Source organism: Acidobacteriota bacterium (assembly GCA_035529075.1).
Classification (GTDB): domain Bacteria; phylum Zixibacteria; class MSB-5A5; order GN15; family FEB-12; genus DATKXK01.
Map to the genome: position 1 here is coordinate 428,123 of DATKXK010000014.1, position 14,910 is coordinate 443,032.

The 14,910-nt window shown below is 60.6% G+C and carries 14 protein-coding genes; all 14 read left to right on the forward strand.

Annotated features, from left to right (window positions below; genetic code table 11):
* The first annotated feature begins 88 nt into the window (after positions 1-88).
* The 14 genes from VMY05_09355 (at position 89) to VMY05_09420 (ending at position 14,905) form a co-directional block, all read left to right on the forward strand.
* Positions 89-1,459, forward strand: a complete 1,371-nt coding sequence (locus VMY05_09355) for a cyclic 2,3-diphosphoglycerate synthase (protein HUV31279.1) — start codon at positions 89-91, stop codon at positions 1,457-1,459.
* Between the two features lie 84 nt (positions 1,460-1,543).
* Entirely contained in the window at positions 1,544-2,494 is a 951-nt protein-coding gene (arcC, locus tag VMY05_09360; GenBank protein ID HUV31280.1) for a carbamate kinase, read from the forward strand.
* A 2-nt stretch (positions 2,495-2,496) separates the two neighbouring features.
* Positions 2,497-3,891 (forward strand): HDIG domain-containing protein, encoded by a 1,395-nt coding sequence (locus VMY05_09365; GenBank protein HUV31281.1) that lies wholly within the window; start codon positions 2,497-2,499, stop codon positions 3,889-3,891.
* Complete coding sequence (gene sucC / locus VMY05_09370) at positions 3,888-5,027, forward strand: ADP-forming succinate--CoA ligase subunit beta (protein HUV31282.1); 1,140 nt, start codon at positions 3,888-3,890, stop codon at positions 5,025-5,027. Before VMY05_09365 ends, sucC begins: the two co-directional genes overlap by 4 nt.
* Before the next feature lie 29 nt (positions 5,028-5,056).
* Entirely contained in the window at positions 5,057-6,040 is a 984-nt protein-coding gene (gene sucD / locus VMY05_09375) for a succinate--CoA ligase subunit alpha (protein HUV31283.1), read from the forward strand.
* Between the two features lie 51 nt (positions 6,041-6,091).
* Positions 6,092-6,355, forward strand: coding sequence for a 4Fe-4S dicluster domain-containing protein (locus VMY05_09380; protein HUV31284.1), 264 nt, complete (start codon positions 6,092-6,094; stop codon positions 6,353-6,355).
* 13 nt (positions 6,356-6,368) lie between these two features.
* On the forward strand, positions 6,369-7,505 hold the full coding sequence (locus VMY05_09385; GenBank protein ID HUV31285.1) for a 2-oxoacid:acceptor oxidoreductase subunit alpha: 1,137 nt from the start codon (positions 6,369-6,371) through the stop codon (positions 7,503-7,505).
* Positions 7,505-8,347: a 2-oxoacid:ferredoxin oxidoreductase subunit beta gene (locus tag VMY05_09390; GenBank protein ID HUV31286.1), complete on the forward strand. Its 843-nt coding sequence runs from the start codon at positions 7,505-7,507 to the stop codon at positions 8,345-8,347. The genes VMY05_09385 and VMY05_09390 overlap by 1 nt, the downstream gene beginning before the upstream one ends.
* Positions 8,348-8,349: 2 nt before the next feature.
* The gene (locus VMY05_09395; GenBank protein HUV31287.1) at positions 8,350-8,937 is read left to right on the forward strand and encodes a 2-oxoacid:acceptor oxidoreductase family protein; all 588 of its coding nucleotides are present in this window, start codon (positions 8,350-8,352) and stop codon (positions 8,935-8,937) included.
* Positions 8,938-9,184: 247 nt separating this feature from the next.
* A complete protein-coding gene (locus VMY05_09400; GenBank protein HUV31288.1) occupies positions 9,185-10,411 on the forward strand; it encodes a lactate racemase domain-containing protein in 1,227 nt (408 codons plus the stop codon).
* Positions 10,412-10,446: 35 nt separating this feature from the next.
* Positions 10,447-11,373, forward strand: a complete 927-nt coding sequence (mdh, locus tag VMY05_09405; GenBank protein HUV31289.1) for a malate dehydrogenase — start codon at positions 10,447-10,449, stop codon at positions 11,371-11,373.
* Between the two features lie 19 nt (positions 11,374-11,392).
* Positions 11,393-12,637: an isocitrate dehydrogenase (NADP(+)) gene (gene icd / locus VMY05_09410; protein ID HUV31290.1), complete on the forward strand. Its 1,245-nt coding sequence runs from the start codon at positions 11,393-11,395 to the stop codon at positions 12,635-12,637.
* Between the two features lie 513 nt (positions 12,638-13,150).
* Positions 13,151-14,290, forward strand: a complete 1,140-nt coding sequence (locus VMY05_09415; GenBank protein HUV31291.1) for a P-loop NTPase — start codon at positions 13,151-13,153, stop codon at positions 14,288-14,290.
* A gap of 18 nt (positions 14,291-14,308) precedes the next feature.
* Positions 14,309-14,905, forward strand: a complete 597-nt coding sequence (locus VMY05_09420; protein ID HUV31292.1) for a NifU family protein — start codon at positions 14,309-14,311, stop codon at positions 14,903-14,905.
* Positions 14,906-14,910: the final 5 nt, after the last annotated feature.

Sequence of the window (14,910 nt, forward strand, 5' to 3'; positions counted from 1 at the left end):
TGGATGGCCTCCTGTATTTAGGAGGCCGACAGAGTGTCCGGGCGATCATTGATCCATCTCGCTTGAACGGCAAGGAAAGGAACTGACAATGGCAAGAACGAAGAAAAAAGTGATTATCATGGGCGCGGCCGGTCGCGATTTCCATAATTTCAACACGCGGTACCGCGATAATGCCGACGTTGACGTAGTGGCCTTCACGGCTACCCAGATTCCCGATATCTACGGGCGCCGCTATCCCGCCTCTCTGGCCGGTAAGCTCTACCCGAAAGGGATTCCGATTTACGACGAGAGCAAGTTGCTGGACCTGGTCCGGAAGCACGCCGTGGACGAGGTCATCTTCTCGTATTCCGACGTTTCCTATCAGGATCTAATGGAGAAGGCCGCTTACGTAATAGCCGCCGGGGCCAGGTTCGCCGTCGAGGGCGGCGCGCCGACCATGATCCTGTCGACCAAACCAGTGGTGGCGGTGTGCGCCGTCCGCACCGGCTGCGGCAAGTCCCAGACCACCCGGAGAGTCGCGCAGGTACTCCAGGCGCAGGGCAGGAAGGTGGTCGTAATCCGTCACCCCATGCCGTACGGTGACCTGGCCAAGCAAGCCGTGCAGCGCTTCGCCGCCCTGGCTGACCTGGACAAGCACAAGTGCACGATTGAAGAGCGCGAGGAGTACGAGCCTCACATCGTCAACGGCGTAGTCGTCTACGCCGGCGTTGACTACGAAAAGATCGTTCGGCAGGCCGAGAAGGAGGCGGACGTCATTCTCTGGGACGGTGGCAACAACGACATGCCGTTTTACAAGCCGGACCTCATGATTACGGTGGTTGATCCGCATCGTCCCGGGCACGAGTTGTCCTACTACCCGGGCCAGGCCAACCTGCTTCTGGCCGACGTTGTGGTCATCAACAAGATCGGCACAGCCGATCCGGAAGACGTTGCCACCGTGCGCGCCAACGTGGCCGCCTACAATCCGGATGCGATCGTGGTCGATGCGGCTTCGCCGATTGCCGTCGACAAGCCGGAGCTTATCCGGGGCAGGAAGGTCCTGGTCGTGGAGGACGGCCCCACGCTGACGCACGGTGGGATGACGTTCGGGGCGGGCGTTGTGGCGGCCGAGAAGTTCGGCGCCGCCGAGCTCGTCGACCCACGACCCTACACGGTCAAGTCGATCAGTCGCACTTTTGAACGGTACCCGGACATCGGAGTGGTCCTGCCGGCGATGGGATACGGAGCGCAGCAAATGAAGGACCTTGAAACGACGATCAATCGCGTCAAGTGTGATGCCGTGATTGTCGCGACCCCCATCGACCTTACACGCATTATCGAAATCAAGAAGCCGTCCACCCGGGTGTACTACCGGCTTCAGGAAATAGGTCTTCCGGATCTGGAGCAGGTGCTGCGTGACTTTGCAAGCAGCAGGAAAGGGACAAAGTCCGGCGGCCGACGCCGGGTCCCGAAGAAGTGACGGCGAGGATTCCGCGGCAGGCGGGTCGATCTGCCGGCCTGCCTCGCATGAGAACCTGAGGTCATTTGGCTCAAGCCGTTGGCTATGGCGGAAACGAAAACAGCAGTTGTTGCCCTGGGCGGTAACGCCATCACCGTTCCCGGCCGGGAAGACACTATCGCCAACCAGTTCGCCAATACGCGCAAGTCACTCGATGGCATCGTCGAGCTTGTGCGCGACGGGTATAACCTCGTGGTGACGCACGGTAACGGCCCGCAAGTCGGGAATGCCCTGTTGCGCGTTGAATCCGCGCGCGGAAAGGCGCCGATTCTGCCCCTCGGCGTCCTTGTGGCCGACACCGAAGGGGGCATGGGGTATATGATCGAGCAGTCGCTGCAGAATCGGCTCCGCGTCGAGAAGATCGACCGCCCGGTGGTCACGATTATCACGCAGATGCTGGTCCGGCAGGATGATCCGGCCGTCCATAATCCGACCAAGTTTGTCGGTCAGTTTTACTCCGAAGAGGAAGCACGCGTGTTTGCCGAGACGCGCGGCTGGCGGATGAAAAAAGACGCCGACCGAGGCTGGAGACGCGTCGTCCCGTCGCCAACACCATACCACGCCGTCGAAGCCGATACTATTCGACGGCTGGTCAGTGCCGGTACGATTGTCATTGCCGGAGGCGGGGGCGGTATTCCGGCCTACGTCGACGAGAACGGCAACTATGAGGGCATGGACGCAGTGATTGACAAGGACCTCGCCTCGGCCGTGCTGGCCCGCGAGATCGGCGCCGGCATCCTCTCGATTCTTACGTCCGTGGACGGGGTAGCCATTTACTTCGGCCAGCCCCGGCAGCGGCAGCTCGATCGCTGTTCGCTGGACGAAATCAAGAAGTACTACGATGAAGGGCATTTCCCGCCCGGTTCGATGGGACCGAAAATCCGCGCCGCCATCGACTTCCTCGAGGGTGGCGGCCAGATGGTGACCATCAGCGCCTTCAGGGATGCCCGAAAAGCGCTCACGGGAGAAGCTGGAACGAGAATTGTGCCGGTTTGATCATGTGCAGACTTTCACGGGAAACGATAGACGACATCCTGCGCCAGGGGCGGATCTTCGAGGTCGGCGGCGCCGTCCGCGATAGGTTCCTTATGAAGAACGCGCCCGCCAAGGACCGCGACTACCTCGTCACCGGGATAGAGTACGATGACCTGACCAGGGTGTTGAAGAGCCACGGTCGCGTCGATCTTGTCGGGCGTAGTTTCGGCGTGATCAAGTTCACCCAGTCACACTCCGGCCGGCTGTACACGTTCGACATCACACTGCCCCGCAGGGAGCATTCTACCGGGGTTGGACATAAAGACTTTGCGGTCAACTTCGATGCCAATCTGGCCGTCGAAGATGATCTGGTGCGGCGCGATTTCACGATTAACGCCATGGCACTGGCCCTCGACAACGAAGAGCTTATCGATCCGCTCGGGGGGCGTCCCGACCTCGACAAGCGTCAGATCCGGATGACTTCGGAGAGGTCCTTTCAGGAGGACCCGCTTCGCATGCTTCGTGCGGTTCAGTTTGCCGCCCGTCTTGAGTTCACTATCGAGCCGGGCACGTTCGGGGCCATGAAAGCCCACGCCGCGCTGATCAGGACGGTTTCGAGCGAGCGCATTGCCGAGGAACTCAACAAGCTCCTGCTGGGCGCGGAGCGGCCGTCTGAGGGATTCCGCCTCATGCAGAAGTGCGGCCTTCTCAAGGAAGTGCTGCCCGAACTGGACGCCTGCGTCGGCGTCGATCAACCCGGCGGGTATCACCGGTACGACGTGTTCGAGCACACGCTGTTCACGGTGGATGCCGCCAAACCGAGCCTGCGGCTTCGCCTCGCGGCCCTCTTTCACGACGTCCAGAAGCCTCAATCCAAGCGTCTCGTCGGTGACGGCGCCACCTTTTACGGGCATGAAACGTCGGGGGCGCACACGGCCCGGCACGTGATGGCACGACTGCGGTATCCGAAAGACGTGAGCGGCGACGTGGCCACCCTGGTGGAACGCCACATGTTTACGACCGACGTCGGTGAGAAGGGCCTCCGACGGCTGGTCAGGCGAGTGGGGAAAGAACTCATTTTTGACCTGCTTGACCTCCGCCGTGCCGACGTGAAGGCTCAGGGCATGGGCGGCACCACCGAGGACGTGGACCGGTTCGAGGCCGACATCCGCGGCGAGATCGCGCGAAAGGCGCCCTTCGGTATTAGCGATCTGGCTCTTGACGGCCGTGACGTTATGGCCCTTCTTGGGATGGAACCCGGGCCGGTCGTGGGACAGGTGCTGGAATACCTGCTGGAGCAGGTTCTGGACGACCCGTCGCTCAATACCCGGGAGCAGCTTCAGACCCTGACCCGCGATTTTAAATCAGGAGAACAAGAACATCAACATAGAGGCAGTCGCGAGGAAGACAAGCGATGAAAATCCATGAGTATCAAGCCAAGGAGATCTTTGCCCGGGCCGCCATTCCGATATCTGAAGGTGAGGTGGCGACCACCCCTGCGGAGGTAGTCGAAGTTGCCGAACGGTACAACAAGCCGGTTATGGTCAAGGCTCAGGTGCACGTCGGGGGCCGTGGCAAAGCCGGCGGCGTGAAGTACGCGGAAAACACCGAAGCCGCCGGGGTGCTTGGCCAGCAGATCCTCGGAATGTCCATCAAAGGACTGGTCGTTAAGAAGGTGCTGGTCACGGTGGCCGAGGAAATCCTGTCCGAGAGCTACGTCGGCATCATACTCGATCGCGCGGACCAGAAACCGGCGATAATGGTATCTTCGGCCGGCGGCGTCGATATTGAGGAAGTCGCGGCCAAAACGCCGCATAAAATTCACAAGCTGCACGTGGACCCGGTGCTGGGATTGCGCGCCTACCAGGCGCGTGACCTCGCCTATAAGCTCTATCGGGACAGCGCCCAGGTGCGGCAGGCCACTGATATTATCCTGAAGCTGTACGATGTTTTCTGGAATGCCGACGCCTCGCTGGTCGAGATCAACCCGCTGATTACCACGCCGGGCCGAGGGGTCGTGGCCCTTGACGCCAAGATCAATATCGACGACAACGCCCTGTACCGGCAGCCGGATATTGCCGCCATGCGCGACCTGGACGCCGAGGAACCGGCGGAAGTCCGGGCGCGCGAGGCTGACCTGTCCTTCGTCAAGCTGGACGGCAACATCGGCTGCATCGTCAACGGCGCCGGGCTGGCCATGGCCACCATGGACCTGGTGAAACGGTACGGCGGGGACCCGGCCAATTTCCTGGATATCGGCGGGTCCTCCAATCCGGACAAAGTAGTCAACGCCATGCAAATCATCCTGTCCGACCCGAACGTCCGGTCCATTCTCATAAACATCTTCGGCGGGATAACCCGCTGTGACGATGTGGCCAACGGGCTGGTAACGGCTCTCAACGAGCTCAGACCGGCGGTGCCCGTGGTAACCCGGCTCACCGGTACCAACGAGAAGGAGGCGCATAAAATACTCGCCTCGATGAGGCTGCCCACCGCGGAGACGCTGGACGAGTGCGTCAAGAAGGCTATCGCGCTGGCGGGAATCGAAGCGTAACCGGGACGTGCAAAGAGGAAAATGAAGCGATGTCAATATTCATAGACAAGAAAACGAAGGTCGTGGTTCAGGGAATCACGGGTCGCGACGGATCGTTTCACGCCAGGCAGATGAAAGTCGACGGCGCCAACGTGGTCGGCGGCGTCACGCCGGGCAAGGGCGGCAGCAAGGTGGCCGGTGTTCGCGTTTTTGACACCATGGCCGAAGCGGTCGCCAAGACCAAGGCAAACACCTCCGTAATTTACGTGCCGCCGGCCTTCGCCGCCGATGCCGTTTACGAAGCGGTCGATGCCGGAATAAAACTGGTTGTCTGCGTCACCGAGGGCATTCCCGCCAATGACATGATGAAGGTGGTAGCCTACGTCAGGGAAAAAGGCGCGCGGCTGATTGGCCCCAACTGCCCCGGGATTATTTCACCCGGCCAGTCAAAGGTCGGTATCCTTCCGGGCTTCATTGTCAAGAAGGGCCCCGTCGGGGTCGTGTCGCGCTCCGGCACGCTCACCTATGAGGCTATCTGGGCGTTGACTCAGGCCGGCATGGGCCAGACGACCTGTATCGGGATCGGGGGTGACCAGGTCATCGGTACAACCTTTATCGACTGCCTGGAAGCGTTCGAGGCCGACAAGGCCACCAGGGCCATCGTGATGATCGGCGAGATCGGTGGCACCGATGAAGAGCGGGCGGCCGAGTTTATCAAAAAGCACGTGAGCAAGCCGGTGGTTGCTTTCATCGCCGGTCAGACCGCTCCACCGGGAAAGCGTATGGGGCACGCGGGCGCCATCATTTCCGGCGGTTCGGGAACCGCGGCCGAGAAGATCGCCGCCCTGAACAAGGTCGGCATACCGGTAGCGGGATCGCCGAACGAGATACCGGCGTTTCTCAAGGAGCAGATGAAGAAATCGAAATCCGTCTCACGAACCGCCCGGCCGACCAGGGCCAAAGCGACTCGTAGAAGAACAGCAACGGGAAAAATCACCGGAAAGAAGAGTACTCGAAGCAGCTCCAGCCGCTAAGCTGGTGGTAAACATCAACCTGAACGAGCGTCATCGTTCGAAGGAGACGTCATGAGTGACGGTAGTCCGGCGGGGCAGAGCGCCTCAAAGCCGGCCGCTCAGACCAAGTATGACTATTCAGAGGGTCCGCTCCCTCTGAATATCAACCTGAAATGGTGCAAGGCCTGCAATCTATGCATTGCACTTTGCCCCAAGCAGGTGTTCGAGCCGGACCGCGACGGGAGACCGGTCCAGGCACGTCCCGAAAACTGCACTCAGTGCACGATCTGCTGGGTTCACTGCCCTGACCTGGCGATAACGTCAAACTACAAATAGAAAGAGGATACGGATGGCTCAAGCAAAACGTGTCCTGGTTCAGGGCAATGAGGCGTGCGTCCGCGGCGCTATCTACGCCGGGATGAGCTTTTTCGCCGGTTACCCGATTACGCCCTCTACGGAGGTTGCGGAAGGCTGCGCCCGGCGGCTGCCGCAAATCGGCGGTCGATTTATCCAGATGGAGGATGAGATCGGCTCCATTGCGGCCGTCATCGGTGCGTCCGTGGCCGGTCTGAAGGCCATGACCGCCACCTCCGGGCCGGGATACTCGCTCATGCAGGAGAACATCGGCTACGCCTACATGACGGAGACGCCGTGTGTGATCATCAACGTTCAGCGCGGCGGCCCTTCCACCGGCCTGCCTACCAAGGTGAGCCAGTCGGACACCATGCAGGCACGCTGGGGAACACACGGCGACTACACCGCCATCGCGGTGGCCCCGTCCACCGTGGCCGACACCCTGACCGAGACAATCCGCGCCTTCAACCTGGCCGAGCGCTTTCGCACCCCGGTCACGGTGCTGCTTGACGAGGTGATCGGGCACATGCGGGCAACCATTAGCCCGCCGGACCCGGGCGAGATTCAGATTATCGACCGGGTAAGACCGACCGTGCCGCCCGAAAAGTTCGTGCCCTTCGAAATGACGCCCAACCTGGTCTCGCCGATGCCGGACTATGGAAACGGCTACCGGTATGTCGTTACCGGTTTGACTCACGATCCCTGGGGTTTTACGACCAACCGGCCCGACGAGATCGCCCCCAAGCTGGAAAAACTGAAACACAAGATCGAAGATTACGTTGACGAGATCGTCAAGCTGCGGATTGAAATGATGGATGATGCCGACGTGGCCTTCATATCATACGGTTCCGTCGCGCGGGCGGCCCTTCAGGCGGCCGACCTGGCTCGCAAGGCCGGGGTGAAAGTCGGCGCCGTGCAACTGTACACCGTGTGGCCCTTCCCCGATCAGCAGCTTCTGGAGTTGTGCTCAGGTTGCAGCAAGGTGATTGTCGCCGAGCTCAACATGGGGCAGATCGCGCATGAAGTCCGCCGTGTGCTGTCTCGCGACGTGTCCGTACACACTCTGCAGCGGTACGATGGTGAAATTCTCACTCCGATGCAGCTTCTTGAGAAGCTGGAGGAGGTTCTCTGATGGCTACAGCAGTGAAACAGAAATCCGACGTTTTCCTGACATACCTTCGTCCCCACAAGAAGATGCCCACCGTCTGGTGCGCCGGATGCGGCAACGGTATCGTCATGAGCGCCGTCGTCCGGGCCATTGACAAACTCGGCTACTCCAGGGATGAGGTTGTCATGGTTTCCGGAATCGGCTGCTCGAGCCGCATGCCCATTTACCTGGACTTTAACGCCCTGCATACAACCCACGGCCGGGCCCTGGCCTTCGCCACCGGTGTCAAGTTTGCCCGCCCTGACCTCAAGGTGATCGTGATTACCGGTGACGGCGACGCGCTCGCTATCGGCGGCAACCACTTTATTCACGCCTGCCGGCGGAACATAGATATTACGGCTATACTGATTAACAATTCCATCTACGGTATGACGGGTGGGCAGGGCTCGCCGACTACTCCGGGCAACGCCTACTCGACAACCACACCGTATGGCAACGTCGAGAAGCATTTTGAGCCGTGCGAGTTGGCGGCCGCCGCCGGTGCCACCCAGGTCTCCCGGATCACCGTTCGCCACGCCCCACAGATGGAGCGATTGATCAGCGAGGCCCTGGAGCATCACGGCTTTTCGTTTATTGAAGTTATCTCGAACTGCCATACTTACTTCGGGCGTCTCAATCGGCTGGGCGATGCCGTGGCCATGCTCAAGTCCTTTAAGGACAAATCGGTCACGGTGGCCAAGGCCAAAGACATGACGGCGGAAGAACTCGAGGATAAAATCGTGATCGGCAAGCTGCACGACGTCGATAAGACCGAGTTCTGCGATGAGTACCAGCACGTTATCGACTCACACAGGCAAGGGAGGTAGTCGTGACCCAACTGCTTGATAAGGTTAAGGTGCCGCACGACCGCTTCGAACTGAGACTGTCCGGTTCCGGGGGGCAGGGCATGATACTCGGGGCCGTTATTCTGTCCGAGGCCGCCGGTACCGGCGACGCCAAGAACGTCGTCCAGACGCAATCATACGGTCCGGAGGCCCGGGGAGGTGCCTCGAGGTCCGATATCGTCATGTCGGCCAATGAAATCTTCTACCCCAAAGCTATGAAACTGGATTTGCTGCTGGCCATGACGCAGGAGGCGCTCGACCGGTACTATCCCGATCTGGCACAGGACGGGACGCTTGTCGTTGACAGTGGTCTGGTTACACACCTTCCAACGGAGAATTACTACGGGTTTCCATTCACCGAACTGGCCCGGACGGAAGCCGGCCACATCATGGTCGCGAACGTGATAGCTCTTGCCGCTATTTCCGAGTTGACCGGCATTGTCAGCCGCGCCTCTCTGACCAAGGCGGTTCTAAGACGGGCGCCTCGCGGCACTGAAGAGAAGAACCGAAAAGCTCTGGAGATAGGTTTTCGGGAGGCTGCCGAAGCCAAGACTAAGCGGGAAACAAAGTAAGCCGTGTACGCCAGAGACGTCGGTCCAGGGAGAACCGTATCGAGTCCCGTCGGTCATGCACCGGCCGCGCCGGCACTGTTTTCGTGACCTTCGGCGTGGGAACGGCCGGAGGCATCGGCAATCTCCCGGCGAACTGACCGGGTCACGCGTTGACGGTAAACGTGACCGCAGGGCGAATTTAGACAAAGTAGCGCCGAGACCGTCTCCGGAGCAGCGGAACGGCCATGTTTGTAAGAGACAGGCTCTGATGAGAGTGGCACTCGCATATGACGGAAGGCACATTATGGTGAAGCTTCCCTCGACGACGACGGTGGACGTTTTTGCCCCGCAACCGTCCGGTGACACCGTTGACGCGGACGACTTCCTCGCAAGCTGCCGCAGCGCCGGATTTGCGGACGTTGTTTCGTGTGACGTGCCTCTTGTTGTTGTCAATGACGGATACCGCAGCACGCCGACCGCCCGGATCCTGGAGTGGCTCCGACCGGCCTATCCCGGGCTTCTTGACAAGGCACGGTTTCTCATTGCAACCGGCGCCCATGACGCACCCGGCGAACAGCACCTCGAGAAGATCTTCGGCAACCATCTTCATCGGCTCCGCGGCCGCGTCAGCGTGCACGACTGTCGTGACAGGAACTCCCTGGCAAGAGTCGGTGTCGATCACCTCGGCGGCGAAGTGTACATCAACAGGCAGATTCTCGATGCCGACCGGGTGCTTGTGATAGGCTCGGTGGAACCGCACTACTTTGCCGGTTTCACCGGCGGTCGCAAGGCGCTGTTTCCGGGCTTGTCCGATTTTGACACCATAGAGAGAAACCACGTTCTGGCCAATTCTCTTCAGGCGGCTCCGCTCAAACTGTCAGGCAACCCGGTTGCCGAGCACCTTGACGAGCTTACCGCCATGATTGATTGTGCGAAGGTTTTCGCGGTTGAGGCCGTGACCGACGAGGCAGGCGGAATTACGGGTCTTTTTGTCGGGGCGCTGTCGCAGGCCTTCGCACAGGCGGCGGCCATGGCCGAGGCCCTATACGCCCGCCGCGTCGCCGACCGGTACGATGTCGTCCTGTGTGAGGTGATGCCTCCGCTTGACAGCAACCTGTATCAGGGCCAGAAGGCGCTGGAGAATTCACAGGCGGCCGTTGTCGACGGCGGAGCGACCGTCATCGTCTCGGCCTGCCGGGAGGGTGTCGGTTCGAGTCATTTTTACGACATGGCCCCGGGGTGGGACCGCCGACGAAACGTGCCGGCAGATGGCCGGCTGTCGTTCGGCTCACATAAACTCTCGCGCGTGAATGCCATCACTGAACGAATCGACGTCCGGCTGTTCTCCGAACTGCCCGACGAACGCGTGCGGAGCGTGTTTTTTGAACCTGTACATGACATTGACAAGTATCTGCTAACCGCAGCAGAGACGAAGGACAGTCTCCGGCTGGCCGTCGTTCACGACGCTGGCCATACCGTGTTGACAGTTCACTGAAGAAGTGTAACCATTCAAAGCATTCGGGAGGAAGCATGAACAAGAAGATTGCCGTTATCGGCGCAGGGCACGTAGGCGCGACGACTGCCATGTATCTGGCGGAGGCGAACTTCGCCGATGTCGTCCTAGTCGATATTGTCGAAGGCATGCCCGTCGGCAAGGGGCTTGACCTTACCCAGGCCGGACCGGTCCGAGGGTACAACGCCATGGTCCTCGGGACCAACAAGTACCAGGATATCAAGGGCGCCGACATCGTCATCATGACGGCCGGCATGCCGCGAAAGCCCGGGATGTCACGCGAAGACCTGCTAACCATGAACGCCGATATCGTCGGCAGCGCTGCCAAGAACATTAAAAAGCACGCCCCCAACAGCACCGTGATCGTCGTGTCCAACCCGCTGGACCTCATGACCTTCCACATGTACAAGGTCACCGGCTTCCCCAAGAACCGTGTTTTCGGACAGGCCGGCGTGCTCGACTCCATCCGGTTACGGGCCTTTGTCGCCATGGAACTCGGTGTCGCCATGACCGACACCCAGGCCATGGTCCTCGGCGGGCACGGTGACACCATGGTGCCGCTGCCGCGCTACACCACTGTGGCCGGCATACCGATTTCGGAACTGATCCCGAACGATCGTATCAAGGCCATTTCGCAGCGAACCGCCGTCGGCGGCGGCGAAATCGTCAAGCTGCTCAAGACCGGTTCAGCCTACTACGCGCCCGCCGCCGCGTCCGTGGACATGTGCCGGGCCGTTTTCAACGACGAGAAGAAAGTCCTGCCCGCATCGGCCTTTCTGACCGGCCAGTACGGTATCAAGGACATCTATATCGGCGTGCCCGTGGTTCTTGGCGCCGACGGGGTAGAGAAGATTCTGGAGCTTAAGCTGAAAAAGATCGAACTCGATTCCCTTCAGAAGTCAGCCAAGACTTACAAGCAGCATCTCAAACTGATGGGTTACTAGGGGAGCACAAGGAGTTGTTATGGCACGTCGTATTCATATCATCGTTCCGCCGGACGGGAAACCCATTACGATCAAGGACAAAAAGCTGTCCGTTCCAGCCAACCCGATCATACCCGTGATCGAGGGAGACGGGATCGGACGCGACATCATGAAAGCGACCCGTCGAGTGGTCGATGCCGCCGTCGAGAAGGCGTTCGACGGCAAACGCCGCATTGTCTGGATGGACGTGTATGCCGGTGAAAAGGCCAACGAGCTGTATGGCGAGTGGCTTCCTGGCGAAACCATCGATGCCATCCGCAGACATTTCGTGGCGCTTAAGGGTCCCCTTACCACCCCTATCGGCGGTGGTTTTCGGTCCCTGAACGTCACCATGCGTCAGGCCATGGAGCTGTACGCCTGCATCCGGCCCGTGCGCTGGTTTCCCGGCGTCGGCTCACCCGTCGTGCACCCGGAGAAACTCAACGTTATCGTCTTCCGCGAGAACACCGAGGACGTTTACGCCGGTATCGAGTGGAAGGAGGGCAGCGTTGAGGCCAAGAACGTGATCGACTGGCTCAACAAGACCATGAAAACCGCCATCCGCGAGGATTCGGGCATCGGCGTCAAACCGATGTCGGTGACCGGCACCAAGCGGCTGATGCGCAAAGCCGTCCAGCACGCCGTCGACAAGAAGCTTCCCTCGGTCACCCTCGTGCACAAGGGCAACATCATGAAATACACCGAGGGTGCCTTTCGCGACTGGGGCTACCAGCTTGCCGTCGCGGAATTCCGCGACCACGTCGTGACCGAGGAGGAACTCTGGACGAAGCACGACGGCAAGATGCCAAAGGGGAAGGTGCTCATCAAGGACCGCATCGCCGATTCCATCTTCCAGCAGGTCCTTACGCGCCCGGACGAGTATTCCGTTCTGGCCACGCCTAATCTCAATGGCGACTACCTGTCGGACGCCTGCGCGGCGCAGGTCGGCGGACTCGGCATGGCCCCCGGCGCCAACATCGGTGACTATATCGGGCTGTTCGAGGCCACCCACGGCACCGCGCCCAAGTACGCCGACAAGGACGTCATCAACCCCGGCTCGCTGATCCTCTCGGCGGTCATGATGCTTGACTACATGGGTTGGAGCAAGGCGGGGAAGATGATCGAGGACGCCATCGAGAAGACGATTGCGCAGAAGATCGTCACGTACGATCTGCATCGGCAGATGGAGGGCGCGACCAAGGTCGGGACCTCGGCCTTCGCGACGCAGATCATCAAGAACCTTTAGACGCCGGACGCCACCGTTCGACGTCTCACAGAGCCCCGGCGCCTCCCCCCGCCGGGGCTTCTGGTTTGACGCTGAACTAAGAACCAGGCGAGAGCTGACTCCGCGAATTTGGTGCAGGGACCGGTGTCCGCCCCCATATTCCCTTGACTCGCGCGCAAAAACCGCCCTATCTTCATCTCCTGAAGACCGCGCTAACAGAGAGAGAAATTCTCCTGATTCCGACGTCGACATCCGCGACCTCGTATAATGTCGGGCGACATGCCCCGGCACCCGTCGGCCCTGCCATCACCGGCCACCGGCAAAACATTCCCGGCGGCGGATCGTTCTTTCATATGATTTCCCTGGGAACTTTGGCGCTCTGGCCCTTTTCTATAAGAGACAAGACTGGATCAGGTTACGGAACACAGCAACTCGCCTCGTATAAGGGTAAAGGATTAACAGGCCGGCGGCTCGCCAGCCGGCAACACGGAAACAAAGGGGTAAGGAACTACCATGACGCAACCGGTGTCTGATGTGTCCCCAACGATTGAACCCGGCCTCAAGGGGGTAAAGAACATTATTGCCATTGCCAGTGGCAAGGGAGGGGTCGGCAAGTCCACCGTAGCATCAAATCTCGCCGTCGCGCTCAAGGCGTCCGGGGCCTCGGTCGGCCTGCTCGACGCCGACATTTACGGTCCCAGCCAGCCGGGCCTGCTCGGCTCCAAAGGCGACCAGCCCGAAATCGGCGACGGGTATCTTCACCCGGTCAACCGCCACGGCATCAGTTTCGTTTCGATGGGTCTTTTCACGCGTGACGATTCGCCCGTCATCTGGCGGGCACCTATCGCCATGAAGATGATTCACCAGTTTCTCGGCGGCGTTATCTGGGGGGAGCTGGATTATCTGCTTCTCGATCTTCCGCCCGGCACGGGCGACGTCCAGTTGACCCTGGCCCAGCAGGCGCAGATCACGGGCGCGATAATCGTCACGACGCCGCAGGAGGTGGCGCTGGGGGTGGCCCGCAAGGGGCTGCGCATGTTTACACAGGTGCGGGTGCCGATTCTTGGCGTCATCGAAAACATGTCCGGATTCATCTGCCAGTACTGCGGCGAGGAAACCGCCATCTTCCACAAGGGCGGGGGCCACCGCATGGCCGAGGAGTTCGATGTCCCGTATCTGGGCGCTCTGCCGCTTGACCCCGAGATAATGATGAGCGGCGAGGACGGCGTCCCGGTGCTCAACCGCTCGACCGACTCACTGGCTGCCCGGGCGATACTCGGCGTGGCCGGAGAGGTACGCGACGGTCTTGAGAAGCTGCGCGGCAGGCACGCCGATGATGAGCCGGAGAGCTTCGAGATCGGCGCTGACGGCAGGCTGCTCGTCACGTGGTCCGACGGTCACCGTGGCGTGCACACCGGGTACCGTCTGAGAGTCAGCTGCCCGTGCGCATCGTGCGTGGACGAGGACAGCGGGCGACGGACGCTCGACCCGAAGCAGGTGCCGCTCGACATCAGACTGAACGGTGCCGGTCGGGTGGGCAGGTACGGTGTGGGAATTGAATTCTCCGACGGCCACAACACGGGCATTTACTCCTTTGCGCTGCTGCGCCGGCTCTGCGAGTGCGACGCATGCACCAGAGAACACGGCTCGGAACAAAGCAATTTCTCGGTTTAGCCGAAAGAAGGTCAGATCATGGCAGACGAGGCACGGCATATTGAGATTACCGGCGAACCCACCCTGGACGCCCAGGTGTGCAAGTTCACCGTCGATTGCGAGATCCTCCCGGAGAGTACATTGACGTGCCGCAGCCGGGACACGGCCAGGGGGTCGCCGCTGCTGGAGGCGCTGTTCGAAATCGAGGGCGTCGGCCAGGTGATGGTGTGCGGCAACACGCTGACTATCGTCAAGACATCCAACGAGGATTGGCCCGTCCTCGGGCAGAAGATCGGCACCGTAATCCGTGAGCAGATTGCCTCGGGGAAGCAGCTTATCGCGTCCGATGCTGATCTGAAGACGCCGTCCGAAGAGGAAATCCGGGACAAGGTCCAGGCCCTGTTCGAGCAGCAGATCAATCCGGCCATTTCCGGGCACGGCGGCAGGGTGGAACTGGTCGACGTGGAGGGCACGACCATACACGTGCGCTTGGCCGGAGGCTGCCAGGGTTGCGCCTCGGCGGCGATGACTCTCCGGCACGGCATCGAACGGGCCATCCGGCAACTCGTGCCCGAAGTCACCGGCGTCGTAGACGATACTGACCACACGGTGGGTACCGATCCGTACTTGCGCTGAACCGG

What these genes read in the sequence shown, in the direction of transcription:
- VMY05_09355 (HUV31279.1), top strand. Translation starts at nt 89, where the DNA reads ATGGCAAGAACGAAGAAAAAAGTGATTATCATGGGCGCGGCCGGTCGC.
- sucC (HUV31282.1), top strand. Translation starts at nt 3,888, where the DNA reads ATGAAAATCCATGAGTATCAAGCCAAGGAGATCTTTGCCCGGGCCGCC.
- VMY05_09400 (HUV31288.1), top strand. Translation starts at nt 9,185, where the DNA reads ATGAGAGTGGCACTCGCATATGACGGAAGGCACATTATGGTGAAGCTT.
- VMY05_09390 (HUV31286.1), top strand. Translation starts at nt 7,505, where the DNA reads ATGGCTACAGCAGTGAAACAGAAATCCGACGTTTTCCTGACATACCTT.
- VMY05_09380 (HUV31284.1), top strand. Translation starts at nt 6,092, where the DNA reads ATGAGTGACGGTAGTCCGGCGGGGCAGAGCGCCTCAAAGCCGGCCGCT.
- icd (HUV31290.1), top strand. Translation starts at nt 11,393, where the DNA reads ATGGCACGTCGTATTCATATCATCGTTCCGCCGGACGGGAAACCCATT.
- mdh (HUV31289.1), top strand. Translation starts at nt 10,447, where the DNA reads ATGAACAAGAAGATTGCCGTTATCGGCGCAGGGCACGTAGGCGCGACG.
- VMY05_09385 (HUV31285.1), top strand. Translation starts at nt 6,369, where the DNA reads ATGGCTCAAGCAAAACGTGTCCTGGTTCAGGGCAATGAGGCGTGCGTC.
- arcC (HUV31280.1), top strand. Translation starts at nt 1,544, where the DNA reads ATGGCGGAAACGAAAACAGCAGTTGTTGCCCTGGGCGGTAACGCCATC.
- sucD (HUV31283.1), top strand. Translation starts at nt 5,057, where the DNA reads ATGTCAATATTCATAGACAAGAAAACGAAGGTCGTGGTTCAGGGAATC.
- VMY05_09365 (HUV31281.1), top strand. Translation starts at nt 2,497, where the DNA reads ATGTGCAGACTTTCACGGGAAACGATAGACGACATCCTGCGCCAGGGG.
- VMY05_09420 (HUV31292.1), top strand. Translation starts at nt 14,309, where the DNA reads ATGGCAGACGAGGCACGGCATATTGAGATTACCGGCGAACCCACCCTG.